We start from the raw sequence: 23,813 nt of genomic DNA on the forward strand, positions 1-23,813 counted from the left end.
TAATGAAACCATATATTGCATTTCTACTTTTGCTATTTCCTATCCTTAGCTTTTCCCAAAAGAATGCTTCACCCAAAACAATTTCAAAACAGGAAACAAAAGAAATTAAAGAAATCAAAAAATTTCAAAAGGAGCTGAATGAAGAATATTTAAACCCTAAAGAGACACCTCTGAGAGGAGATAATTTCACTCATTTTAAAAAACATCCTTTCTTTCCGATCGATTTGAAATACAGAGTAAAAGCAAAGTTCGTTAAAACAGAAAATCCGGTACCCTTTGATCTTCCTACATCTTCAGGAAAAACAAAATCTTACCAGGAATTCGGAAAAGCAACATTTGAACTTGACGAAAAACCTTATACACTTACCGTATATCAAAGTTTAGATCTTATGAAAATGGAAAAATATAAAGATCATCTCTTTCTTCCTTTTCGGGATGCTACCAATGGGAAAGAAACATACGGAGGCGGAAAATATTTAGATTTGAAAATACCGTCAGGAAACTCGATTATTTTAGATTTTAACCAGTCTTATCATCCTTATTGTGCATACAACGCTTATGATTACAATTGCCCGATTGTTCCGGACGAAAATAAACTTCCTGTTGAAATCAAAGCAGGAGTAATGTATCAAGATATTTATCACCACTAATTAATTCTGAATGGTTCATTTAAAAATTTTTATTCCTGAGGATTTGGAAGGACTTGGTTATGTTTTGGATGAAAAACAAAGCCTTTATACATCTACTGCAGAGCAGGCATTAGAAAGAATAAAAGAAAGAGGGGATAACCTAGCATTTCCTGTTTCTATTTTTGAAGATGAAAATATAGCAGGTTTTTTAGTCTTAGACTTTGGAGCCGATAAATTTGATATTACCGATAATCCTAATTCCGTTTTACTCCGGTCATTATCGATCAATCCGGATTTTCAGGGAAAAGGGATCGGGAAGTCAGCAATGTGGATCATCGATGAATTTGTAAAAAAACATTTTGAGACCTGTGATGAAATCGTTCTTGCAGTGAATCAAAATAATAGACTTGCTTATGAAATCTATCTAAAAACGGGATATTCGTATGATGGAAAGATGAGAGAAGGAAGAAGCGGCCCTCAATATTTAATGTATAAAAAGTTTTAATAAAATTTTAATTCCTATTTTTTTCATTTTGGCTTGATTATTTCCCTTAATTTTAAGTAAAATACAAATTAAGCATGGAAATTTCTCTTAAAAATCAAGTCGCAGTGATTACAGGCGCCAGTAGCGGAATCGGAGCCGGAGTAGCAAAATCTTTAGCATCTGCAGGCGCTGCAGTTGTTGTTAATTATCCTTTTGAAGGGTCAATGGAACAGGCAAATACTGTTCTTAACGAAATTATTGATGTCGGTGGAAAAGGAATTATTTACCAATGCGATGTTTCTAAAGAAGATCAGGTGGTTAAAATGTTCCACGATATTGTTTCAGAGTTGGGAACGGTAGATATTCTCATCAATAATGCAGGAATCCAGAAAGATGCAAAATTTACTGAAATGACCATCGATCAATGGAATGCTGTAATGGGAGTTAATCTAACCGGTCAGTTTCTGTGCGCCAGAGAAGCGATCAAAGAATTTCTTCGCCGCGGAATTGATCCTTCACGTTCTGTAGCCTGTGGAAAAATTATTCATATCAGTTCCGTACATGAGATTATTCCTTGGGCTGGACATGCCAATTACGCTTCAAGTAAAGGAGCTATAAGAATGCTCATGCAGACGTTGGCTCAGGAATATGGAGCCGCTAAAATCAGGGTGAATTCCATTTGTCCGGGAGCTATTCAGACTCCTATCAATACCAATGTATGGAATACACAAGAGGCACTGAATTCTCTGCTTACCTTAATTCCGTATAATAGAATAGGGCAGCCTGAAGATATAGGCAACCTGGCTGCATTTTTGGCCAGTGACCTAGCGGATTATATTACAGGAAGCAGTATTTTTATTGATGGCGGGATGACTACTTTTGAAAGCTTCTCAACCGGAGGATAAAAATTTCAATAGTTGGAAAGACTATAATTTTTCGTTCAGAATACATTTTATCATTTATTTTAAAAGCTATGAAAGAAAAGCAACGACTTTCAGATGTTTCATGGAAAAAATGGGGTCCTTACGTAAGCAACAGGGAATGGGGAGTTGTACGTGAAGATTACAGTGCAGATGGTGATGCATGGAATTATACTAATCATGACAGTGCAGAAGCAAAAGCATACAGGTGGGGAGAGGAAGGAATTTGCGGGATTTGTGATGATCTGCAGAAACTTGTTTTTTCTGTAGGTTTCTGGAATAAAAAAGATAAAATGATAAAAGAACGTTTCTTTGGTTTAACAAATGGCCAGGGAAATCATGGAGAAGATTTAAAAGAATATTTTTATTATTTGGATTCCACGCCTACGCATTCTTATATGAAGATGCTCTATAAATATCCTCAGAATCCTTTTCCATATGAAGATCTTATCAGGACAAATGCTGCAAGAGACAAAACCGAGCCTGAATACGAATTAATCGATACCGGAATCTTTGATCAGAATGAATATTTCGATATTTTTATTGAATATGCTAAAGAAAGTCAGAATGATATTCTGGTTAAACTTACGGTCGTCAATAAGTCAAAAAAGGAGGCGCCTCTCATTATTTTGCCAACAGTTTGGTTCCGAAATACCTGGAAATGGGGATATGATGATTATAAGCCTCAATTAACAGCTGAAGAAGCGTTGTCAATTAGAGTAGTACATAAGGATCTGGCGATAAAAAATATGTATGCAAAGCAATCTTTGAAAATATTGTTTTGTGATAATGAAACCAATAATTCAAGACTTTATCAGTCTTCCAACAAATCTAAATATTGTAAAGACGGGATCAATGATTTCGTGATGACCGGAAATACAGAATCTGTTAATCCTCAAAATATAGGAACCAAAGCTTCTTTTTTTATTGATGAAAATTTTACAGCCGAAGAGACTAAGATTTTTGAATTCAGGCTTACAGATAAAGATTTAGAACAACCTTTTAAAGACTTTGATGCAGTTTTTAATTCAAGGCATCAGGAAGCAGACGGGTTTTATGCAGATATTCAGGCAGAAATACAATCGGAGGATGAAAAACTTGTACAGAGACAGGCTTTCGCAGGAATGCTTTGGAACAAAATGTTTTATTATTATAATATTGAACAATGGCTGAAAGGGGATCCTGCAGAAATGAAACCTCCTGCTTCCCGTGGAAAAATAAGAAATCAGGACTGGAAGCATCTTAATAATGAACATATTATTTCCATGCCTGATAAATGGGAATATCCTTGGTATGCAACTTGGGATCTGGCTTTCCATACTATAAGCTTTTCTTTGATAGATCCGGAGTTTTCAAAACATCAGCTGAAACTTTTTCTTTTTGAATGGTATATGCATCCGAATGGGCAGCTTCCTGCCTATGAATGGGATCTGAGTGACGTCAATCCACCGGTTCATGCATGGGCGGTTTTCAGGGTTTTTAAAATAGATGAATATTTACAGGGAAGAGCAGATATTGCATTTCTTGAAAGTGCTTTTCAGAAGTTACTTTTAAATTTTACCTGGTGGGTTAATAAAAAAGACAGTAATGGTAATAATATTTTTGAAGGTGGATTTTTAGGACTGGATAATATTGGTGTTTTTGACCGAAATACAACTCTTCCCAACGGAGAGCAGCTTGAGCAAGCAGACGGAACAAGTTGGATGGCCATGTTTGCCCTGAATATGATGAGAATTGCTCTTGAATTGGCACTTTATAATAATGTTTATGAAGAAATGGCGATGAAATTTTTCGAGCACTTTCTTTCCATTGCGAATTCTCTGGATAATATGGGTGAAGAAAACTTCAGTCTTTGGGATGAAGAAGATGAATTTTTCTATGATGCTTTATCATCAAGTGATGGAAGTCATATGTATTTAAGATTGAGAACTATAGTTGGGCTTATTCCAATGTTTGCTGTTGAGGTAATTGATGATGAGATGATAGAAAACCTTCCCAATTTTAAGAAAAGAATGAAGTGGGTGCTTGAAAATAAACCTGAATTAGCCTCTTTAGTTTCCCGTTGGGAAGTGAAAGGTCAGGATTCAAAGCACTTGCTGTCACTGTTACGTGGTCATCGTTTAAAAAGATTGCTTCATAGAATGTTGAATCCGGATGAATTTTTAAGTGAGTATGGAGTTCGTGCATTGTCTAAAGAATATGAAGAAAATATCTATACCTTAAAATTAAATGACACGGATTATTCTGTAAAATATACTCCTGCAGAAAGTGATAGCGGACTTTTCGGAGGAAACAGTAACTGGAGAGGTCCGATCTGGTTCCCGATTAATTTTTTGATCATTGAAAGCTTGCAAAGATTCTTTTTCTACTACAGCCCTGATTTTTTGGTAGAGTATCCTACCGGAAGTGGGAATTATTCAAATCTGGATGAGATTGCAGATGCCTTGAGTAGAAGGTTATCTAAGATATTCCTGAAAGATGAAAACGGAAACCGTCCTGTTAATGGTCAGTATCCCAGATTTCAGACTGATCCTGATTTTAAAGATTATATTTTGTTTTATGAATATTTTCACGGAGATAACGGCCGTGGAGTAGGAGCTTCCCATCAAACAGGATGGACAGGGCTGATTGCAAAAATTCTCCAGCCGAGATTTTCTAAAAAAGAAATTGCTGAATCAGAAACCGAAAGTCCAGAAAATATAGAATCACAAAAGGATACATAAAACCTTATTACATTTATTCAAAAATCTGCTGAATGATCTCCAAAGATCCGGGAGTTTTAAAATCTGCAAAATGATAATGATAATAAATTAAAATACTGTCTAAGAAATTTCTTCTAAGCTTGGAAGGTATTTTTATTTCATAAGGATTTTCTGAAGAAAGGATATTTTTCCAAACCTGAGAATTGTATTCATCAAAGTATTGGTGAGTCATTTCAAAAGTAAAAATGCCTGTTTCCGGATTTAAATATTTCTCTTCATTGACGAGAGGAGCAACTCCCTGTATTTTTAATATTTTAACTAAAAAAACTAAATGAGATTGGTAGTTTTTGAGATTGAGCTCCTGAAGAAACCTATCAATTGCAATAAATAATACGGTGTTTTTATTTTCAATTCTTAAAATTTGGTTTAAAAAATCTGAAATAAAGAATACAACGGTATTGGCATTAATATCCTCATAGAAATCATAAAACTTATTTAATTCGAATTTTGAAATGGTAGGAATACCATTGCCTTTTGCAATATTAATTACAAAATTAAGCTTGTTTAAAGGAAGAAGAAGTGCTTTCTTTTTGTTTTTTTTATTGTAAATTCCCTTTAAGAAATAACTTTGAAAGCCATCATTTTCTGTAAATGCATGAAGGATGGCATCATTTTCTCCGTATTTCAGATAGGAAAGTAAGAATCCCGATTGTGAGTTCATTAATTAACCACAGCTATTTTTGCAGTAGCTTTATCTGAACCGTCTTCATTAGTCATTAGCACAAAATAAATTCCGGAAGCTACTCTTGTTCCGCGCTGGTTATTAAGATCCCATTCGTAATATCCGGCTCTGGCTACTGCAGAGTGAACAATATTTCCGGCTGCATCGGTTATTCTGATATTTGTTTTTTCTGCCAATCCTTTAATCGTAACTTTACCCTTAAAGTTAGAATATACAACAGGATTCGGATATACTAATACATTCCCGAAGTTGGAAGTTACATCACCTACGTCTCCCTGATAAGTTACAATTCCATCGTAGGTCACGAAATAGACTTTTCCGGTTTTTTTGTCAACTTTTATATCTGTTACACTGTTTGTTGGAAGTGGGGAATTTTCTTTAGTAAAATGTTTAATGGTCTGCTCTCCATTAGCAGAAAGATAATATACGCCACCACCATCTATGGATATCCACTTTTGATTTCCTGCATCTACTTCAATTTGAAGAATCTGAGAATCTTTAAAAAGTTCTTCAGCTATACCTCCTTGTTCTATTACGATAGGTTCTACTTGAGGGTTGTTTTTTACTGCTGCAGCTGCATTAGGTAAAATTCTTAATCCTGCATCGGTACCAATCCATGCATCCCCAGATTTATCAATAGCTATAGAAAGTGTACCTCCTGAGTTACTAGGTAATCCATTGGAATTATTAATAATATATTTTACATCATCTGCTAAAGCTGGTGTTTTTTTGTAATCATAGACCATGAAATCATTTGATCTAGGTAAAGGAATCCAGAAAAATCCCTGATAGAAAAGAGGCTGTTGAACTGCGCTACTTGTGATATCAAAATTTTTCACTAAGAACTGGTCGGTAGCTTTGTCATAATATGAAATTGCTGCAGAAGTACCCTGACTTGTAGAAAATCCGATAGTTGCAAAAAGATTATTCATATCATCATAAGCGAAGCCTACGGGACGTCTCAACCAAATACTTGGTTCATCCAGATCATAATATTTTGTAAAATCAAAATCTTTTGAGGTTGAATTGTATTTAAGTTTATAAATACCATGTCCGCTACTAACATTATAATTGGTAAAAAATAAATCAGTATTATTTGTTTGATCAAAAATAGCGTCTAACACATTGAACTTCATCGCTCCGGATTTAAAATAAGAAGGATAAATCCACTGCATTCCATCAAAATAATAAAATCCTGGGTTTTTAGGATTATCGGCAGCACCATTAAAACCGTCTATTCTTGCGCCACTGGAAACCAAAAGCTGATTTTCGTTAAATATTCTTATTTTATATGAATCATTAAAATAAGGTCCATCCGGTTTGAAAGTATTACGTTCTTCATTTTTTATACCGGAAAGTTTCGTCCCAGTATAAATTTTTGAATTGATACGTGTTGCCGTATTGCATGCTTCTCCTATGGAAACATTTCCAATTAAACCTCCGGTAAGACTATAACTATACACGGTATTGATATCTGCAACAACGATATTGTCTCCATTTACAACAACATCCTGTATATTGGTAAATGTTTGAGGAATAGTCGTGAATGTATTATTAACAAGTAATTGTACGTTGGTAGACGAAGAAAATGCTACAGTAGACTCAGAATCTATATTGGTGAAAGTTCCCGGAATTTCTGTTGTCCAGGTTGAAAATACAGGGAACGTAGTATTTAAATCATGGGTTTTAAGCCCATTATTGGTTACTGCATATACTTTATTATTTAGAATAGTAGCTTCATTACTTGCCTGATAAACACCTCCTGAAACAAAAAATGCAGAATCGCCGAATTCTTTCTTTTTAAGATCAAAAATAGAAACTCCATATCCTACAGAAACTATGGCTCTGTCTCCTGTAATAGAGATATGATTGATTTTCTTACTTCCGTTATAACCTGTTGCAATAGGAATGTCAACAACATAGTTGATCCCATCCGGAGTAATAACATCCAATGAGCCGTTTTGATATCCTATTAATCCTATTTTGGTTTGAGGATTGTAATCGAAAGCGGAAATTTTAACTTCATGAAGTCCGTTAGCTTTAGACAGCTTATTAATTTCCCCTGTTGAAATATTATAATAAAAAATTCCGTTTTCAGTGGCAGCCACTATTTTTCCATTATCTTCTTTCATTGCCAGAACATTATTGTATGAAAATACATCTGACCATTTTTTTGAAGTAATGTTTTGTGCATTGATAAAATGCAGAGAAGCTAAAACGCCAAGAGAAATTAAAAGTTTTTTCATGTTATGCTATTATGCTGCTGTCAATTACCTGGTTATTCCAGGAAATATGTTTTACGTTTTTATGAGTATCAAAGAAGAAATCTATTCTGCCCAGCAGAAGACCTGCCCATCCAACTTGGTTTACCAGAACATTTTTACCCGCTCTGTTGGTAAAGGTTTGTGGTTCCGGTAAGAAAGTATGGGTATGCCCGCCCAAAATAATATCAATATTTTCTGTTTTGGCAGCTAAGATTTTATCACTTACTTTATTGGGTTCGTCTTTGTAATCGTACCCAATATGTGAAAGACAGATCACAAGATCACATTTTTGTTCGTTTTTAAGGAAATTGGAATAGTGCTGAGTAACATCAATCGGGTCTGAATATACTGTTTCACCATATTGTTTTTTACCAACCAACCCATCCAATTGAATTCCTACTCCGAAAAGACCAACCTTGATTCCATTTTTATTGAAGATTTTATAGGGAGAAGTCTTTCCGTCAAGAACCGTATTTTTAAAATCATAATTTGAGCAGATAAAAGGGAACTTTGCATTAGGTAAAACCTTTAAAAATCCGTCCAGACCGTTATCAAAATCATGATTTCCCATTGTTGAAGCATCATACTTCATCATGGACATTAATTTAAATTCCAGTTCACCTCCGAAAAAGTTAAAATAAGGAGTTCCCTGGAAAATATCTCCGGAATCAAGAAGCAAAACATTAGATTCCTGATTTCTGATTTGCTGAATTAAACTGGTTCTTCTTGCAAAGCCTCCCTGATTAGGATTTTTGGTATAGCTTGCATCAAAAGGTTCTATTCTGCTATGCTGATCGTTGGTATGAAGAATAGTCAGTTTGTTCGCAGACTTTGAGTCAAGAATATTGAATTCTTCCGCCATCATCATATTGGGAGCTAAAGCCATTGCTAAAGTTCCGCCACCTATTGCTTTTAAAAAACTTTTTCTATCCATTATTTTTTACCGGTAAAATTTAAACGAACATCATTATTTACTGTAACTTCAGGGTTTTTCTTAAAATATTCAATAAAAAGATCCCTTAATTTGATTCCTGTAGGAATAGATTCTCCTTTGGCAAAGAATTTCATGTTGTCACCTCCCAAAGCTAAATAATCAGATGTAGCAATATAATAATCCTGCGTTGGATTTACAGCTTTTCCATTGATTAAAGTTTTGGTTAATTGTCCGTTATTGGTTTCAATGTATAAATGAGAAACAGGATTGTTGACTTGATGTTCTGCATAATAATCATAAAGTCCCTGCAAATCTGTTCCTTTCATTTTTACAATGATCACTTCATTTTCGAAAGGCATTACTTCAAACACACTTTTCAGTAAAATATCTCCTTTGCCAATTGTTGTACGGATTCCTCCGATATTGATCAATGCGGCATCAACATTTTTCTGAAGATTTTTCTTCGCCCACTCATTAGCTCCATCGAATGTATAGTCTGCTAAAAGATTGCCCAAATTACTGTTGTCACCTTGTTTTGTAAGGTCTATATTGGTGTGTGAGATTTTCTGATTCATCTCTTTATCCAATTTTAGCTTATAAGGTTCAATAATTTTTACAAACTCATCATCATTCTTTAGCTCATTATTAATAGAAATGTTTTTCTGGGTTTTCACCTCCGAAAGCTGTATCGAAGAAGCTGATGAAGCCGTCTTACAAGCAGACAGCGTTGCCAGAGCAATTCCTAGTAATATGAATTTATTTTTCATAATCTCTTTTAGTATATGCAAATATAATTATATGTAGAATAAAACATTATTATTTATTATAAATTCTTAGCGTAAATGATTAAATTTGACAAAAATAATTCTAACAGATGAGCATTTTAAAAGGAGTAGGTGTTGCATTGGTGACACCCTTTAATGAAGATTTATCCGTAGATTTTGAAAGTTTAACAAAGCTGGTTGACTTCAACATCGAAAACGGAACCAATTATTTAGTTGTTTTGGGAACTACAGCCGAAGCTGCGACGCTTTCTGCTGAAGAGAAGAAACAGGTGATTGAGCATATCATTAAGGTTAATAATAAACGCGTTCCTTTGGTTTTAGGAATTGGCGGAAATAATACTCTTGAAGTCAAGAAACAGATTGAAGAAGCGGATCTTTCCGAATTTGAAGCGGTACTTTCTGTGTCTCCGTATTACAACAAACCTAACCAGGAAGGACTTTATCAGCATTATAAAGTGCTCGCTTCTACAGGAAAAAATATCATTATTTATAACGTTCCTTCAAGAACAGGGCAAAATATTGAGGCGGAAACAACATTGCGTCTTGCAAAAGAATTCCCGAATTTATTTTTAATTAAAGAAGCGGCACCCAATATTCTTCAATATTTTGATATTTTAAGAAAAAAACCAGAAGGATTCAATTTAGTTTCCGGAGATGATGAATATACACTTCCTGTAACTTTGGCTGGTGGAAATGGAGTTATTTCTGTAATCGGGCAGGCATATCCTAAAGAATTTTCTACAATGGTTCAGCTGGCTTTTGATAAAAAAGTTGATGAAGCTTATGAGATTCACAATAAATTAGTTGAAATCACAAGATTGATTTTTGCAGAAGGAAATCCTTGTGGAATTAAAGTGATTTTAGCAGAAAAGGGAATTATTAAAAACTATCTGAGACTTCCGTTAGTGAAGGCTTCTGAAGGTCTTCATGCGAAGATTAAAGCTGAAATGGCCAATATTTAACAGTATTCCAGTAACATTTTTTAGTTACTATAAACATATAGGGTGAAAAGTTTTAATGCTTTTCACCTTTTTTAATCAGTAAATATAATAAGATGAAATTTATAAAAGCTACAGAAATTGATATACCTCTAATTCAGGAATTGGCTAGAAGATCATGGGAAAATGCTTATGCAGAAATACTTTCTAAGGAACAGATGGAATATATGCTGAATACTATGTATTCTAAAGAAGAAATAGCTAATCATTTACAGAATACCGATTATCATTATTTTTTGATTAAAGATGAGAATAATGATTCCTACGAAGGTTTTATAGGCTTTGAAAATAACTATGAGGAAAATACGACGAAGCTTCACAGGATTTACCTTGTCCCTGAAAGCAAAGGAAAAGGAGTGGGTAAAAAAGCATTGTTGTTTTTAAATGGTCAAGTTGCTGAATATGGTGATAAAAGGATTATTCTGAATGTCAATAAATATAATTCTGCAAGAAATTTTTACGAGTCTCAAGGATATAAAGTTTATGATGAAGGGATTTTTGATATCGGGAACGGCTTTTTTATGGATGATTTTCTGATGGAAAATATTTTGAGTAGCTAAAAATTATATAACATTTTTTGATAATTCTATAATATGTGAATTGATTTATTTTGGCATATTTGCAGGTATCAAGTCGCATATAAATATAATGTACATATACTTTGTCATAAGCATTTTTAGCTTTTAGTAAGTATATTTTTTTTTCATCCTTAGTGTTTAATTCCTGTATCAAAACATACAGGAATTTTTTTTAATTTTCTATATCACTTTAAATTGAAATAATATGTATATTTACTTAGAATATAAACACACTTAAGTTAGGATGAAAATGTATGTTAAATTTGATTTCAACGCTCTCTGCAGGAAAGTGTTGGACGAAAAGCTAAAAGAATACGGAGTGAAGTATCGTATGCTCGATTTTGGAGAAGTTGAGTTCTATGAAGATTTCACTCAGGAGCAGCACAATGTCTTTAAGGAAAAACTTCAAGATTACGGTATTGAAGTCATTGAAAGTCAAAAAATAGCTCTTGTGCAGAAAATAAAAGATGCCATTGTAGAGCTTGTTTTTTCGGAAAATAATATTTCTGTGAAAGCCTCTATTTACATTTCTGAAAAGCTGAATCACAGCTATGGATATTTATCTAATCTTTTTTCTGAAATTACTTATAGTTCCATCGAGAACTTCATCATCATCCAGAAGATTGAATATGCTAAAGAATTAATGATAAGCAATAAATACAGTCTAACTGAAATTTCATTACGGCTTAACTATTCGAGTGTAGCTCATTTAAGCAGTCAGTTTAAAAATATTACGGGTCTTACCCCTTCTTTGTTTTTAAAGATTGTCAGTAAAAGGAAAAGCCTTAAAGAAAAAGAAATAGAACTCAGTATAAGAAGCTTAGTATGAACAAAGAGTTTTTGAATGCCACATTGTTGGATTCCGATGTGCATAGTCTTATACTTTTAAGAAAAATACTTCAAGAACATAAAATAAAAATAAGGTGTACAGATTTTTATAGTGATGAAGACCTGAGTCAATATTTAAACAAAGCCATATATGGAGTTCCTGATGTTGTTTTTATAAATTATCAGGATATTCAGGCTACAGATTTTTTGCTTATAAGGGAAAGGATAGATGATATCAGATATAACTCAGCAATATTTGTGGTTTATTCCAATCATCTAGACGATAGTGAGATAGAAAATATTCTTATTTCCGGAGCGAATATTTTTTTGAAATTAAATGATGATTATAGTAAGCTTAAAAAAATGATCTCAGAAATTATTACAATGATTTGGCAATATCAGACTTCGGGATTGAATCGAAGCAATTTCATTATGAAGATGTTATAAAGTTAAATTTTCACGTTAAAGTGATAATTTTGTAAGAAATAATTATAATAATGTAATTTTTTTTTCTAGGGATATGTCAATTTTGTAATAGAAATTAATAACACAAATAAATTATATAAAAGGCATATTGCTAGAGAAGTTACTATTATCTCTATCTTGAATCTTAAATAAACGTTAGTTAAACAAAATGAATTGTTAAAGTCTCCAATTTAAGCGTAGAAGATCTTTAAATAAAACGGTACAATCATGAAAACTCAAACAGTTAAAAGAATCTTCTCTTAACTCAAATAGTTGGTTTTTATAATAATTATTTGGAAACTCAATTCATTTTGTTTTTTATTTTGCCTTTCAATTTCTTCTTAATAACAGTTGTTAAAAGTCGTGAAAAAAAATTTTCCACGACTTTTTTTATGAAATTTTACTCCACTTGTTCTTTCCGCGGTAGTATCTCACATAATAATTTTTGGTCAACTGATTATCCGATCTGCTAAGAAGAGGATCAGCTTCCAGAATTTTATCAACGGTTTTTTTGGTCAGCTTTATAATGGCAGAATCTTCAATCAGATCCAATCTTTTAAAGTCTACCACGCCACTTTGCTGGGTTCCGAGAATATCTCCGGGACCACGAAGTTTCATATCGACTTCAGAAATTTTGAAACCGTCATTAGTTTCTGTCATGGTTTTGATACGGGTTCTGCTGTCGGAAGATAATTTATCGGAAGTCATCAGAATACAATAGCTCTGTTCTGCACCACGACCTACACGGCCGCGCAATTGGTGAAGCTGTGACAAACCAAATCTTTCAGCGCTTTCAATCACCATTACAGAGGCGTTTGGAACATTTACTCCAACTTCAATTACTGTTGTCGCTACCATGATTTCTGCTTTTCCTGAAGCAAAATAGCTCATGGCGGCATCTTTTTCATCAGGTTTCATTTTTCCGTGGAGCATCGTTACATTATACTTTGGAAAATTATCCATGACATTTTCCAATCCGACCATCAGATTTTTATAATCTAAAGTTTCAGATTCTTCAATTAAAGGATAAACAAAATAGACCTGTCGTCCTTTTTGAATTTCCTCCCTACAGAAATTGTAAACGTAAGCTCTGTCTTTTTCACGCCTGTGAGCTGTGATAATCGGTTTTCTTCCAACCGGCATTTCATCGATGACAGAAACATCAAGATCAGAATAAAAGCTCATGGCCAATGTTCTGGGGATAGGAGTCGCAGTCATCACTAAAATATGCGGAGGAATTTTATTTTTAGCCCAAAGTTTTGCGCGTTGAGCAACTCCAAATCTGTGCTGCTCATCAATAATGGCTAATCCCAGATTTTTGAACTTTACTTTGTCTTCTAAAACGGCGTGCGTTCCCACTAAAATAGAAAGCTCTCCGTTTTCAAGCTGTTCATGAATAACTTTTCTTTCGGAAGCTTTGGTAGAACCCGTGAGAAGACGAATGTTTATACCAGTTCCGGTCAGGAGATCTTTAATTCCATTATAATGTTGTTGAGCGAGGATTTCCGTAGGAGCCATCATACAGCTCTGGAAACCGTTATCCATAGCTATCAACATGGTCAATAAAGCCACCATTGTTTTTCCTGAACCTACATCGCCCTGCAAAAGCCTGTTCATCTGGATGGGTTTCTTCATATCCTGACGAATTTCCTTAAGCACTCTTTTTTGTGCTCCGGTAAGTTCGAATGGAAGATTATTTTCATAAAAGCCTGTAAAAAAATCTCCCACTATGGGAAACGGATTACCATGTGACTGGGTTTTATGATGAAGCTTTTTTAAAGCATAGCCTAGTTGAAAAAAGAAAGATTCTTCAAATTTTAACCTGTAATTGGCTTTTTCAAAATGTTCCAAGTCTTTTGGAAAATGGATATTCAGATAGGTGTGCTGCCTTGATAAAAATTTAAAATGTTTCATCATATATTCAGGCATATTTTCTTCAATCAGATTGGGAATTTCTTTGCAGATATTCTTTAAAACAGTCTGAAAGAACTTTTGATTCAATCCTCTTTTTGTCAGCTTTTCCGAACTTGGATAAATTGGTCTTAGACGATTATCACTTTCTTTTTTTTCTTCAATCTCAATTTCCGGATGCGGCATCGAAAACTGATTGTTAAATACATTGATCTTTCCGAAAATATAAATTTCCTTATTCACGGGAATTTGTTCTTTCAGCCATTTAGAATACTGAAACCAGACCAAATCCATAGAACCGGTATCATCATTAAATTTAGCGGAAAGCCGCTTCGTTTTTCCTGTTTGTATTTCCTGAATGCTTGTAATTTTCCCTTTCAGCTGAATATCAGTATTCACATTGTTAAGCTGGGAAATTTTATGAACTTTACTTTTATCCAGATAACGAAGAGGGTAGAAGTTCAACAGATCTTCTACGGTTGAAAGTCCTAACACATTTTTGATGAGTTTGGCTTTTTCAGGACCGATGCCTTTTACATATTCTATGGAAGTTTCGAGATTCATTTGTCAAGCTTCGAAATGAGTGCTTTGGGTTTTGAATGGAAAAACAAAAGTTCTAATTTCGGTAAAATAAAAAAGACTTCCAAAAAATTTGGAAGCCTCTGTACTATTTTTTAAGATTAAAATTTTAGACCAAGAAAATCAAAATTATTTTTAATCTTTTATTTTGGATTTGAATTTTTTCTGATAATCTTCCCACTGCTCTCTGGAACGGATTTTTTTGAACATATCTTTTGAGATAAACTCTAAATAGGGCTCCAGCTCTTTGGCAGATAATTCACCTTGCAAAATGGTGATTGGTCCGCCGTTTTCATCCAGAAAGACTGTACTTGGAACAGCTCCTACATTCATATATTGCGTAAATTCGTGTAAAGAATTTCTTCCTTTTTTTACCTCGGCATTGTGATTTGAAAACTTTCTGTCAAAAATTTCGATCGTTTTTTTTTCTTCTGCATTAAATTTTACGGGGTAATAATTTTCATTGATAATATCTGCTATTATCTGATGTCCGTAGGTTTTTTTATCCATAATCTTACACGGACCACACCAGTCTGCATAAAAATCGATCAATATTTTTTTTGGATTTGTTTTCTGAGCTTTTAAGGCCTCTTCAATAGTCATCCATTTTACCTGAGCAAAGTTGAGTGTAGCCAAAAACAGGCAAAGTATGCTTATAATTTTCTTCATAATTTGATATTTAAGTAAAAATAAGCATTTGCTCATTTCTATTTTACATCCTGCATTAATTTTTTCACGAATGGGGAAATCAAAATTAATACCACTCCGGCAATTACAGCATATAATCCTAATTGTTTATATCCATCGGTATAAGTGATCAAAGCATCATAGTTGGTAGAGCCTTCTTTTGCGGTGGCTAAGCCTGCTCCAATAATTCCTGCAACATACTGTCCATACGCTGAAGCCAAAAACCACATTCCCATCATCATTCCCTGAAGATTTTTTGTGGAAAGCTTCGTCATGATGGATAATCCGATAGGAGAGAGACAAAGTTCTCCCAAAGTAATCACTAATAAAGCAATGGTAAAGAAATTCAAAGAAGTAATTCCTTGAAGATCAGCGAAAATTCTTGTGGCAAATAAAATATAATATCCTAATCCTAAGAAAATAAACCCTAAACCAAATTTAATAATTGTGTTAGGTTCAATTTTTCTTTTATTCAGCCAAATCCAAAGCAGTCCGATGAGTGGTGCAAGGAAAATAATGAAGAAAGCTCCCCCTGAATTATTGACACCATTTGGATCTAAGCCAAGAAGGTCTTTATTCAAGTTTTTTGCTGCGAAAATGCTTAGTGAACCACCACTTTGCTCATAAATCCCCCAAAATAAAATTGAGAATAAAATGAAAACTAAAGCAGCCCAGAGTTTTTTACGTTCAGAAGGCGTTACCTTTGTCATTTCGTAGAACAAATAGATCAACGTTAAAGGTCCTACTGTCCACATGAAATAATCTGTATACTCAGTTTTTGCAACCATTACCATGATGATCGGAATGAAGATTAATGATACAACATATGTTCCGTATTCTTTCCATTTTGGCATAGGAGCAGATTTTACTTCATTGTCAGGATGGCCAGGTTGAAGCCCGATTGTTCCTAAGCTTCTCTGAGTGAAAACGAAGTTTATCAAACTTATTACCATTACAATAGCTGCAAATCCGAATGCTAAATGCCATCTTAATTCTTCTGGAATAATGCTGGCAAAAAGTTCTCCTTTTCCTATGGCAATGCATAAATATCCGCCAAGCAATGCTCCAAGATTAATTCCGGCATAAAAAAGTGAAAATCCTGCGTCTGCCCTTGAATCGTTTGGTTTGTAAAGTTGTCCCACCATTGAAGAGATATTAGGCTTAAAGAAGCCTGTCCCTACAACGGTAAATGCAATTCCCAGAAAGAAAAATTTGTGAGGATCTGCTGCCAGAATCAAACTCCCGACAATCATTAAAAGTCCACCCCAGAAAAGAGATTTTCTGAAACCTAAGATTTTATCAGCGAAAAGTCCGCCAACAAAAGTGAAAGCATAAACGAAAGCTTGTGTTGCTCCGTATTGAAGGTTGGCTTCTCTTTCATGAAAATCGAGTTGGGAGATCATAAAGAATACCAACATTCCTCTCATTCCGTAGAAACAGAAACGTTCCCACATTTCAGAGAAGAAAAGGCTCCAGATTTGCTTAGGGTATTTTCCTTCAAAATTTTGTATTTCTTCTAGAGTTTTGCTCATAATAAGTATATGATTAAGTTTAAATAAGGAAGTTCGTATCAGATTTTGATAAAGAACATACGAAAATAAAAAAAACCTCTGACTTAGCAGAGGTTTCACTGTATTTTATTTGATGCAGATTAGTTTACACCATGCATCATTTTCTTTAAAAATGGTGAAATTAGAGCAAGGATTACCGCAGCAATACCGCAAAGTACTACGAATACCATAAAGAATTCGAATAGGTTGTGAATTTCAAATCCTGCGAAAGTTGGATTTTGTAAAGGCAATTGGGCTTTTTCAAAAGCAGCTGCCTGATCAGCAGTTAAAGTTACTTTTTTATCCAGAACATCCTGAAGATTAACTCCTATTTTCTGTGCTGCTTCAAACTTCTCACCGGTTGCAGGCAAGATAGAACCTAAAGTTCCTGCTAATGCATAACCAGCTGCGTTTGCGATGAAGAATACTCCATATAACAATGAAGCGAATCTTTTAGGAGCTAATTTTCCTACCAATGATAATCCGATCGGAGATAAACAAAGCTCACCACAAGTCTGGATGAAATATAGTAAAATTAACCATTTTACAGCTAAAAGTCCGTGATTTCCAAGATCTTTTACGTTGTGTGCGATGATGAAGTAAGAAACGGCGATCAAAGCTAATCCCATTGCTTGCTTGAATGGAGATACAGGCTCTTTTCCTCTGTTTCTCAATTTATCCCAAAGGATACTGAAAGGTACTGCCAAAGCTACAACGAAAATCCCGTTAAAGATCTGTACCATTGAAGGAGGCATATTCCATCCGAAGAAATGTCTGTCTGTCTGGTTGTCTGCGATAAAAGTTAAAGATGAACCAGCCTGCTCAAATGCAGCCCAGAAGAAGATTACGAAGAATGAAACGATATAGATTACCCAAATTCTGTCTCTTTCAATTTTAGTTAGAGAAGAATCGGACATAATTAAATAAGCCAATGAAATTCCACTTGCATATACTAATGAATAGATTACGTTTTGCCCTAATGCAAAGTGGAATAATGAACCAAGAATTACAAATAATGCTACTGCAATTCCAACAGAAGCACTGGAGAATTTTGCAGTCTGTGCTTCTCCTTCCTCAAAATCTTCAGAAGTATTGTGTTTTGGTAATCCTCCGATTGGTCTTCCAGCCGGTGTTACAACATATTTATTTTTAAGGATTAAGAACGTAACAGTACCTACCATCATTGCAATGGAAGCTGCTAAGAATCCCCATTTGAATGCGTGGATATCTCTGATTCCGTCTGCAGATTTTACGTCTCCGATTAAAGGGCAAATCAACTGGCCTAGGAAAGCTCCTAAGTTGATCCCCATATAGAAAATAGTAAATGCAGAGTCTAATTTAGATTTTTCCTGTTTTGGATAAAGACTTCCAACCATTGAAGAAATGTTCGGTTTGAAGAATCCGTTACCAAAAATAATGATTCCCAAAGCAGTCCACATGATTGTAGTAGCTGTTCCTAAGCTAGATCCGAAAGTACTTGCACTTACGAATAGCAAGAACTGACCAATTGCCATTAAAGTACCTCCAAGAAGAATACAGTATCTGTTTCCTAAGAATCTGTCGGCGATGAAACCACCCAACATTGGAGTAAGATAACAAAGAGCAAGGAAACCTCCGTAAATAATTGAAGCATCTGCCTCCTTCATCAAAAGCGAGTTTACCATAAATAGGGTAAGCAATGCTCTCATCCCATAAAAGTTGAAACGCTCCCACATTTCTGTTCCGAACAGAACCCATAATCCTTTTGGATGCCTGGAGTTCTTATTCTCTACAAATTCATCCGGTTTCGGACTTAATGCTTCAGTATTATCCATTTTTTATTGTTAATTTTTGTTAAGACTGACAAATATAGTTTTTTTTGTGTTTTCGGCAAGGTTTTAATTTTATATTTAAATAAAAAAGCCGTAGAATAAGTCTACGGCTTTATTTTCTTATTATAAATGAGAATTAATGTCCTTTTTCTTTCATGATTCTGTTCAGTCTTTTTAACATAGAAAGGCCTAAAAGAGTAGCAAATATCAACAAAGCGAAGTTTACTAAGAAATAATTCATTTTATTGTCATAATTGTACCAAGTACTTGCTAAAATCCCGGAAAGTTTATTCCCTACAGAGTTGGCTAAGAAGAAACCACCCATCATCAAAGCAGTAATTCTAGCAGGAGAAAGTTTGGAAACGAATGATAATCCCATCGGCGAAAGGCATAATTCTCCGACTGTGATGACTCCGTAACTTGCAACTAACCACCAAGGTGAAACTTTTACAGCACCGTTATCTCCGGCCCAGACTGCTAAAACCATTACCAAACAAGATAATCCCGAGATGAAAAGTCCCAATACGATTTTTGTGGGAGTTAATGGTTCTTTTCCTTTTCTTCTCAGTAATGCCCAAAATCCGACAACAAGCGGAGTCAGTGCAATTACCCAAAACGGATTGATGGACTGGAATAATTCTGTGTTATAGAGTGCAACTTCTTTTTGAGGATTTTTTTCTAAATCAGCTTTTTCTTCTTTAGATATATTTTTAAAATATACATCTTTTCCCATTTTTTTGATGGTTTTTCCTTCTTTATCCTTTTGAGAACGAAATTGATCATCATAAACAGCTACCTCTTTGTCAACATAGAATTTTCCTTTTATTCCTTTTTCCCCATCAATCATATTTATTGATCTTAGTAGCTCTACCAAAGTAGTTGGAATTGATCTATCTGTATAATAATTTGCCCATCTTGTTAAAGCTGTTCCGTTCTGTTTGAAAACTGCCCAGAAAAACATACTGATCATGAAAACAGATAATAAAGCTCCGATGGAAGATTTTTCTTCCGGTTTTGCTTTAAAATAAAGAGAGGCATAAAAATAAATAACAGGGATACATGCAAAAATGAAAGCATCTGTATTATCACTTCCAAAAATATTTCCAGGGATAAACCAGCCAATTGCTCCGGCAATTATAGCCGGTAAGAAAACTTTCATCAGAATTTCAGAAAGTTTGGTGTCACCTTCCTGAACAGGTTTCATTTGGGCTGCGTGTATGTAATGTTTTCTACCGATAGTAAAAATCACCATACCGATTAACATTCCGACTCCGGCAGTGATAAACGCTTCACCCCAACCGAATTTATTTCTCATGAAAGCCGCAATAATATTGCAGATAAACGCTCCAATATTAATTCCCATGTAGAAAATATTATATCCGGAATCCTTATTGGCTTTATAAGGCTCTTCAGAGTACAGATTTCCAAGTAAAGTAGAAATCGTAGGTTTAAAGAAGCCGTTTCCGATAATGATTAGAGCTAAAGAAGTATAAAATAATGTCAGATCTTTGAAAATACCCATTCCAATATATCCGGCTGCCATTAAAACTCCGCCCAGATAAATAGATTTGATGTAGCCTAAAACCCGGTCTGCCAAAAAACCACCAATAAAGGGAGTAAGATACGTTAACGCGATATAAGTTCCGAAAATATCGTCTGCAGTTTTGTCAGGAAGTCCAAGCCCCCCTTTTAAACCAGTTGGTTCAATCACATACAATACAAAAATTCCGAGAATTAAATAATACCCGAAACGTTCCCACATTTCAGTAAAGAAGAGGAAAGGCAACCCTTTAGGATGTTTAGTCTTCATATTTTCAAATTTCAATTTTTCCAAAAATAAGTTTTTAATTTTAATTGATAAAATAAATTGAATTTTGACTAATTGATTAATGAAATAAATATAAAAATCCCTCTCAACTCTGAAAGGGATTCTGTATGTAGCTATTATTCTGACGAAGGAATAATCTCAATAGATCAAACTCTTACAGAATAACAAAATAGTCTTATAAATTCTCCAAAATAAAATCAGTCATTTTCTGATACAGCTGTGGTCTTGTCTGTCCGCCATAAATGCCGTGGTTTTTATCAGGATATGCCATAAATTCAAACTGTTTTTTATTCTGGATCAAGGCTTCAGAAAATTCCATTGAATTCTGGAAATGTACATTGTCATCGGCTGTTCCGTGAATTAACAGGAATTTCCCTTTTAATAAATTCGCATATTCAGTAGGTGAATTTTTATCATATCCATCGGGATTTTCCTGTGGGGTTCTTAAAAATCTTTCTGTATAAACTGAATCATAATATCTCCAGTTAGTCACCGGAGCCACTGCGATTCCCGTTTTGAAAACATCAGCACCTTTAGTCATGGCTAAACTTGCCATATACCCACCAAAGCTCCATCCGAAGATTCCGATTCTTGATTTATCAATATAGGATTGATTTCCGAACCATTTTGCAGCCGCAATCTGATCTTCAATCTCATATTTTCCTAAATTCATGTACGTTACTTTTTTGAATTTAGCTCCTTTGTACCCTGTTCCACGTCCGTCAACACAAGCTACAATATAGCCTTTCTGTGCCAACATTTCAAACCAAATCCCGTTTCCGTTATCCCAAGAGTTGGCAACCTGTTGAGAACCCGGACCAGAATACTGGAACATGAACAGTGGATATTTTTTGTTCTTATCAAAATTTTTAGGCTTAATGATCCATGCGTTCATCTGATCTCCAGCTTCGTTGGGAATCGTGATAAATTCTTTTTCAGTGAAATTATCCGCTTTTAATTTCTGAAGCTGTGCATCATTATTCTGGAGTTCTTTTACGACTTTACCACTTCCGTCTTTAAGAACGTAAGTGTATGGTTTTGCGGCAGTGGATGAAGTTTCAATAAAGTAATTGTAGCTTTTACTGAAATTTGCAGAATTGTTTCCTTCTGTATTCGAAATCAACTGGCTTTTTCCGTTTTCAATATTGACTTTGGAAACCACTTTGTTGATACTCCCTTTTTCTGTTGTCTGTATATAGATTTCTTTGGATTTTGGATTATAACCGTAATAATCTGTTACTTCCCAATTTCCTTTGGTAACCTGCTTTTTCAGTTTTCCGTTCTGATCATACCAGTACAGATGACGGTTTCCGTCTCTTTCAGATCCCCAAAGGAAGCTGCTATCATCCAGAAATTCTAATGTTACATTATCTGTATCGATCCATTTCTCATCCGTTTCTGTGAAAAGTTTTTTTACTTCTCCGGTTTGAGTATTCACTTTTAAAATATCTGAAGCATTCTGCGTTCTTTCAGAAGTAATAAGGACAATTTCATCCGGTTTTGCTGTCTGAATAACATTTGGAATGTAGTAATTTTTAAAATTATCAAGATTTATTTTTGACTTTTTACCACCATCCAAAAGGTAAATATGAGCAGATACTACAGAGTTTTTTTCTCCTGCTTTTGGATATTTATAACGCATTTCGGTCGGATAAAGCGTTTTTCCATAAATAGGAATATAAATTTCCGGAACCTGGCTTTCATCAGATTTTACAAAAACAATCGCGTTGGAGTTTTTTGTCCATTCATATTGTCTTGCATGTCCGAATTCTTCTTCATATACCCAGTCTGCAAGACCATTTAGTATTTTATTTTTAACGCCGTGTTCTGTAACCTGAGTAATTTTTCCTGAACTTAAATCCTGATAAAAAATATTGTTATCTACGATGAAAGCTATTTTGGTCGCATCCGGAGAAAATCTCGGCTCCTGAACAGGTTTTCCATCATTTAATGCAATGGTTTTTCCTGATTTCAGATCTTTCACCTCAAATGTTCCTAAAAAAGAATGTCTGTAAATGGGTTGACTTCCTTTTTGTAATAAAATTTTAGATTCATCATCTGAAAACTCGTAGCTTTCAAAATTTCCGTCAACAATATTTCCTTCTTTTTGAGAAGTTTTATAAGAATATTTAGCAATTCCGCCTTGTTCGATCACTAAATAATTTTCACCGTTTTTCATGGAAGTGATTCCGGCAATGCCTTTTCCACGGTAATATCCTGAATATATTTTATCTAAAGTGATTTCCTGTGCAGCTAAACTTTGAAATGCAGCGGCAATTGTAAGCGTTAATAAGAATTTTTTCATTTCCAATTTTAAAGATCTCAAATATAATAATTTTATAAATGCTGAAAAAAGCAAATTAAAACGAGGATTTTGGCAACAAAATTGAATATAATGAATATATAATCAAATCAATAATAATTATGGAAACGAATGCATTTAACCAAAAGCTAAACCGATATGTTTTAGATAATCAAATTGTATATACCGGATTTTCAAGTTATCATGATGCTGAGCAATGTGCACAGAAAAAAGGAGGAACATTGGTAGAAGTAGGTTTTAAGGACGGAAATGATAATCCTGATATTTGTGAAGAAGCGCATTTGATAGAAAAAAAACTTCATTATTATGTAGATGCAGGTGATGAGTATAAATTTATCCATTCATCAGATCCCGGTTTTAGAAAATATGCAGATGAACTGCAGAAAATAAAAGCAAGTAATGACAAAACAAGCCCTGATGAAAGATATTTTGCCAATTTTGAAATTGAGAATACGGAAGATCCGATTATTGTATTAAAAAACAATCGATTAGAATCGGTGACTTCCAGAGAGCGTTCAAAGTATTTGAAGCATGCATGTGTTTATGAAATAGGGGTTGCCCTGCCTAAATCTTAAAAATAAAATATTATGAGCAAGACAAAATATTCAGAAAAAGCTCAGGACAAAGTAGGAAAGGTAATGCACGAATTCAAGGAAGGAAAACTGAAATCTTCTTCCGGAAAAAAAGTGACGAGCAGAAAACAGGCTGTAGCCATCGGTATTTCTGAAGCAAAAGAAAAAGGTTTAAAAGTACCTTCAAAAAAGAAATAAATTTAACGTAAAATAAAAAACGGTT

General features: G+C 34.3%; 20 protein-coding genes. 10 read left to right on the top strand and 10 right to left on the bottom strand.

The genetic code is table 11. From position 1 onward, the window contains the following. Window positions 1-2 precede the first annotated feature (2 nt). The 4 genes from P0Y62_17315 (at window position 3) to P0Y62_17330 (ending at window position 4,756) form a co-directional block, all read left to right on the top strand. Window positions 3-650: a DUF1684 domain-containing protein gene (locus P0Y62_17315; protein ID WEK69566.1), complete on the top strand. Its 648-nt coding sequence runs from the start codon at window positions 3-5 to the stop codon at window positions 648-650. Window positions 651-660: 10 nt separating this feature from the next. After that, window positions 661-1,134 carry a GNAT family N-acetyltransferase gene (locus tag P0Y62_17320; GenBank protein ID WEK69567.1) on the top strand — a complete coding sequence of 158 codons (474 nt, stop codon included), beginning with the start codon at window positions 661-663 and terminating at the stop codon, window positions 1,132-1,134. Between the two features lie 74 nt (window positions 1,135-1,208). Further along, window positions 1,209-2,018: a glucose 1-dehydrogenase gene (locus tag P0Y62_17325; protein ID WEK69568.1), complete on the top strand. Its 810-nt coding sequence runs from the start codon at window positions 1,209-1,211 to the stop codon at window positions 2,016-2,018. 68 nt (window positions 2,019-2,086) lie between these two features. Continuing rightward, on the top strand, window positions 2,087-4,756 hold the full coding sequence (locus P0Y62_17330) for a glucosidase (protein ID WEK69569.1): 2,670 nt from the start codon (window positions 2,087-2,089) through the stop codon (window positions 4,754-4,756). Between the two features lie 13 nt (window positions 4,757-4,769). Here P0Y62_17330 and recO read toward each other — a convergent pair whose 3' ends face one another. The 4 genes from recO to P0Y62_17350 are packed head-to-tail and all read right to left on the bottom strand — an operon-like array spanning window position 4,770 to window position 9,442. Beyond that, window positions 4,770-5,456, bottom strand: coding sequence for a DNA repair protein RecO (gene recO, locus P0Y62_17335; GenBank protein WEK69570.1), 687 nt, complete (start codon window positions 5,454-5,456; stop codon window positions 4,770-4,772). After that, window positions 5,456-7,723 carry a hypothetical protein gene (locus P0Y62_17340; GenBank protein WEK69571.1) on the bottom strand — a complete coding sequence of 756 codons (2,268 nt, stop codon included), beginning with the start codon at window positions 7,721-7,723 and terminating at the stop codon, window positions 5,456-5,458. Before P0Y62_17340 ends, recO begins: the two co-directional genes overlap by 1 nt. A 1-nt stretch (window position 7,724) precedes the next feature. Then, the gene (locus P0Y62_17345; protein WEK69572.1) at window positions 7,725-8,675 is read right to left on the bottom strand and encodes a metallophosphatase; all 951 of its coding nucleotides are present in this window, start codon (window positions 8,673-8,675) and stop codon (window positions 7,725-7,727) included. After that, window positions 8,675-9,442, bottom strand: a complete 768-nt coding sequence (locus tag P0Y62_17350; GenBank protein ID WEK69573.1) for a 5'-nucleotidase C-terminal domain-containing protein — start codon at window positions 9,440-9,442, stop codon at window positions 8,675-8,677. The genes P0Y62_17345 and P0Y62_17350 overlap by 1 nt, the downstream gene beginning before the upstream one ends. A 107-nt stretch (window positions 9,443-9,549) precedes the next feature. Here P0Y62_17350 and dapA point away from each other — a divergent pair, with 107 nt between their 5' ends. From dapA to P0Y62_17370, 4 genes are all read left to right on the top strand, one after another. Further along, window positions 9,550-10,422: a 4-hydroxy-tetrahydrodipicolinate synthase gene (dapA, locus tag P0Y62_17355; GenBank protein ID WEK69574.1), complete on the top strand. Its 873-nt coding sequence runs from the start codon at window positions 9,550-9,552 to the stop codon at window positions 10,420-10,422. 92 nt (window positions 10,423-10,514) lie between these two features. Continuing rightward, the gene (locus tag P0Y62_17360) at window positions 10,515-11,018 is read left to right on the top strand and encodes a GNAT family N-acetyltransferase (GenBank protein ID WEK69575.1); all 504 of its coding nucleotides are present in this window, start codon (window positions 10,515-10,517) and stop codon (window positions 11,016-11,018) included. Window positions 11,019-11,280: 262 nt separating this feature from the next. After that, complete coding sequence (locus P0Y62_17365; protein ID WEK69576.1) at window positions 11,281-11,865, top strand: AraC family transcriptional regulator; 585 nt, start codon at window positions 11,281-11,283, stop codon at window positions 11,863-11,865. Continuing rightward, complete coding sequence (locus P0Y62_17370) at window positions 11,862-12,311, top strand: response regulator (GenBank protein WEK69577.1); 450 nt, start codon at window positions 11,862-11,864, stop codon at window positions 12,309-12,311. Before P0Y62_17365 ends, P0Y62_17370 begins: the two co-directional genes overlap by 4 nt. A 408-nt stretch (window positions 12,312-12,719) precedes the next feature. Here P0Y62_17370 and recG read toward each other — a convergent pair whose 3' ends face one another. The 6 genes from recG to P0Y62_17400 all read right to left on the bottom strand — a co-directional run bounded on the left by recG (window position 12,720) and on the right by P0Y62_17400 (window position 23,000). Then, window positions 12,720-14,804, bottom strand: a complete 2,085-nt coding sequence (recG, locus tag P0Y62_17375; protein ID WEK69578.1) for an ATP-dependent DNA helicase RecG — start codon at window positions 14,802-14,804, stop codon at window positions 12,720-12,722. A 150-nt stretch (window positions 14,805-14,954) separates the two neighbouring features. Further along, window positions 14,955-15,488, bottom strand: coding sequence for a thioredoxin fold domain-containing protein (locus P0Y62_17380; GenBank protein ID WEK69579.1), 534 nt, complete (start codon window positions 15,486-15,488; stop codon window positions 14,955-14,957). Between the two features lie 38 nt (window positions 15,489-15,526). Continuing rightward, window positions 15,527-17,038 (bottom strand): peptide MFS transporter, encoded by a 1,512-nt coding sequence (locus P0Y62_17385; GenBank protein WEK69580.1) that lies wholly within the window; start codon window positions 17,036-17,038, stop codon window positions 15,527-15,529. A 119-nt stretch (window positions 17,039-17,157) separates the two neighbouring features. After that, a complete protein-coding gene (locus P0Y62_17390) occupies window positions 17,158-18,870 on the bottom strand; it encodes a peptide MFS transporter (GenBank protein ID WEK69581.1) in 1,713 nt (570 codons plus the stop codon). A gap of 133 nt (window positions 18,871-19,003) precedes the next feature. Beyond that, window positions 19,004-20,677, bottom strand: coding sequence for a peptide MFS transporter (locus P0Y62_17395; protein ID WEK69582.1), 1,674 nt, complete (start codon window positions 20,675-20,677; stop codon window positions 19,004-19,006). A 193-nt stretch (window positions 20,678-20,870) separates the two neighbouring features. After that, entirely contained in the window at window positions 20,871-23,000 is a 2,130-nt protein-coding gene (locus P0Y62_17400) for a S9 family peptidase (protein WEK69583.1), read from the bottom strand. A gap of 119 nt (window positions 23,001-23,119) precedes the next feature. Between P0Y62_17400 and P0Y62_17405 the strand changes: the two genes are divergently transcribed. Both P0Y62_17405 and P0Y62_17410 read left to right on the top strand, forming a co-directional pair. Continuing rightward, window positions 23,120-23,593 carry a hypothetical protein gene (locus P0Y62_17405; GenBank protein ID WEK69584.1) on the top strand — a complete coding sequence of 158 codons (474 nt, stop codon included), beginning with the start codon at window positions 23,120-23,122 and terminating at the stop codon, window positions 23,591-23,593. A 12-nt stretch (window positions 23,594-23,605) separates the two neighbouring features. Continuing rightward, complete coding sequence (locus P0Y62_17410) at window positions 23,606-23,788, top strand: DUF6496 domain-containing protein (GenBank protein WEK69585.1); 183 nt, start codon at window positions 23,606-23,608, stop codon at window positions 23,786-23,788. Window positions 23,789-23,813 lie beyond the last annotated feature (25 nt).

Origin of the sequence: Candidatus Chryseobacterium colombiense (assembly GCA_029203185.1) — a bacterium.
GTDB lineage: Bacteria > Bacteroidota > Bacteroidia > Flavobacteriales > Weeksellaceae > Chryseobacterium > Chryseobacterium colombiense.